Consider the following 2,682-nt stretch of genomic DNA (forward strand, 5'->3'; position numbering starts at 1 on the left):
GGGCTGACCGACAGCACCATCCGCAACGACGCCAATCATCTGGAGCTGATCCGGGACTGGTTCGGCCGGCCGCTGTGGGAGATGCAACCCGAAGACGGCGACGCCTACTTCGGCAAGGTGTTGCGAGACGCCAAGCCCTCCACTCGCACCGGGCGAGCGGCTGCTCTGACGGTGTTCTTCCGGTTTTTGGAGCTTCGGCACAGGGTTGAGCTGCACAACCTCACTGGCCGCGTCGTCGAGTGCCCTCTCGATGAGGTCAACCGGCCGCGGTTGTCCGTGGATCCGCAGCTGCGGGTCCCACCGACCGTCGAGGAGATCGAGCAACTGTTCGCCGGGTGGCGCAAAGAGCTGCTGAGCTGCCGCAAGTTCGCCCCGGCGGCCCGCAACTACGCCGTGGCCCGGCTGGTCGCCGACGTCGGGTTACGGATCAACGAGGCCCGGATGCTCGACCTAGATGACGTGCGCTGGGAGCTGGGCCGGTTCGGCAAGCTGAACGTCCGCCATGGGAAGGGGTCTCGCCGCAAAGGGCCCAAGCCACGGCTGGTGCCCCTGATCAACGGCGCCGATCGCAGCCTGCGCTGGTTCATCGAAGACGTCCTCGGGCTCTTTGAGCTCGACCTGTCCAGTCACCGCACGCCCTTGTTCCCCTCCGAGCGGAAGAACGCTGAGGGCACGTGCACCCGCGCCACGGCGGACGTGTTTCGCCGCGCCTTGATCGATGCTGTCGACCGGTATCTGCCGACCTGGTCGGGGCGGCTAACGCCGCATGTGCTGCGGCACTTTTGCGCCTCCCAGCTCTACCTGGCCGGGATGAACCTGTTCGCGATCCAGGAGCTGCTCGGCCACGCCTGGACCGGCACCACGGCCAGATACGTCCACGTCCATGCCACCCATGTCGAAGACGCTTGGGTCACCGGACAGCGCCGCGTCGCCGACCGATGGAAAGGACTCACCCGATGAAATGGAACCTGCGCCTGGCGGCCGCGAACCGCGGCATCTGGAAGGCCAGCGAGTTCCAGCGGATGCTCGCAGAACGTGGCCTGGTCATCAGTGCCGGCAAGATGTCGGGACTGTGGTCGGGAAGCCCCAACGTGGTCAAGCTCGACGAGCTCGACGTCATCTGCGCCGTGCTGGGCTGCGGCGTCGACGAACTGCTGATCCCCGAACCCGAGGCTGTCGCCCAGCCGCGGCACCACAACGATGACCAGAGCACGGCGGTCGGCCAAGATCGGCCGGTCGCCCCGCGCACCGGGGGCGGGCGGTCGCTACCGCCTCGATGAACTGCGCACACTGCGGCACCCCGTTGCCCGAGAAGCGGCGCCGCGACCAGGTCTACTGCAGCAACGCGTGCTCGGCGCGAGCATCAGAGCGTCGGCGCAAGGACGGCCAACCCGTCCCGCCTCGCTGGCGGCACCCGGCGCTGACGGCAGACGATCCGGTGCTGCGGGCAGCGGCACGTCACGCTCAGGAACTCGGCCAAGTCGGTGGCTGGAACCCCTCGACCACCAGATGCGTGCTGGATGGGCTCGTCACGGTGCTGACTAGCCTCCCGGCAGGTGAGCGCGTCCCGCTTAGCGAGGTCCGAGCCCGGCCGCAGCGCTGGGTGTCGCGGCCTCGCCTCATCGAAGTACTCACCGATCTGGACCTGCTCCACGACGACTCCGCTCCAGCGATCAGATCCTGGATCGACCGCGTCACAAGCCATCTCGCACCCGGCTTCATCAATCCCGTCCGGCAGTGGCTGCTGGTCCTCCTCAACGGCGACACCAGGTCACGACCCCGGTCCGCATCCAGCATCTATGTCTACTTCGGATGCATCCGGCCATTCCTCGACGACTGGGCGGCGGGCTACGACCACTTGCGAGAGGTCACCCGCTCCGACATCAGAACAGCGCTTGGACCGCTCAGCGGTTCACGACGCGCCACCGCGACCAGCGCGATGCGATCGCTGTTCGGATTCGCCAGGAAGCGCGGCCTGATCTTCTCCAACCCGACGACCGGGTTGAAGGGCCGACCAGCGGACTTCGCCCTGCTTCCGATGGCCGATGAGGAGATTCGGGCCATCGAGCAACAGGCCGATGACCTCGCCGGACGAGTCATCATCGCACTGGCCGCCGAGAACGCGGCTCGCACCGGAGCCATCCGCCACCTGACACTCGACGACGTCGATCTGGCCAATCGGCGAATCACCCTCGCCGGCCGCCGCCAGCGACTCGGTGACCTCAGTCATCGAGTACTCCGCCGCTGGCTCCGCCACCGACGCGCAACCTGGCCGCACACCACCAACCCCCACGTCCTGATCAGCGACAAGACCGCCCACGGCACTGGTCCGATCAGCCAACAATTCGTGACGTTGCGGATGACCCGCACCGGATGCAGTGTCGACCGGATACGCAAGGACCGCATCCTCCACGAAGCTCTCGCCGGAGGAGCGGACCCGCTTCACCTGTCGCTGGTCTTCGGGATCTCGCACAGCACCGCCGCCAGATACTCCGCCGTCGCCGAGCATCTACTCGCCGACGAGCTCGATCAGACACCCCAACCGTGATGCCTTGGGTCATGACGCCGGCGTCAACGACGAACTCCCCGCGTTTTCAGATCTCACCCAGCAAACTCGCGTGTGTTCCCGATGAATGTCCTTCAGTCTGGCTGAACTCACGGCGGACGTGCCAGTAAGAAACG

3 protein-coding genes are annotated in these 2,682 nt (G+C 66.6%); all 3 read left to right on the top strand.

Annotated elements, in window-relative coordinates:
• A partial coding sequence (locus AC3EO4_RS55555; RefSeq protein ID WP_431904953.1) for a tyrosine-type recombinase/integrase occupies window positions 1-960 on the top strand: 960 nt, incomplete at its 5' end.
• Window positions 957-1,280 carry a helix-turn-helix domain-containing protein gene (locus AC3EO4_RS55560; protein WP_379570511.1) on the top strand — a complete coding sequence of 108 codons (324 nt, stop codon included), beginning with the start codon at window positions 957-959 and terminating at the stop codon, window positions 1,278-1,280. The genes AC3EO4_RS55555 and AC3EO4_RS55560, both read left to right, overlap by 4 nt.
• A 23-nt stretch (window positions 1,281-1,303) precedes the next feature.
• A complete protein-coding gene (locus tag AC3EO4_RS55565; RefSeq protein WP_379570513.1) occupies window positions 1,304-2,548 on the top strand; it encodes a tyrosine-type recombinase/integrase in 1,245 nt (414 codons plus the stop codon).
• The last annotated feature ends 134 nt before the right edge of the window (window positions 2,549-2,682 follow it).

It is taken from the genome of Nonomuraea sp. bgisy101, from assembly GCF_057708945.1.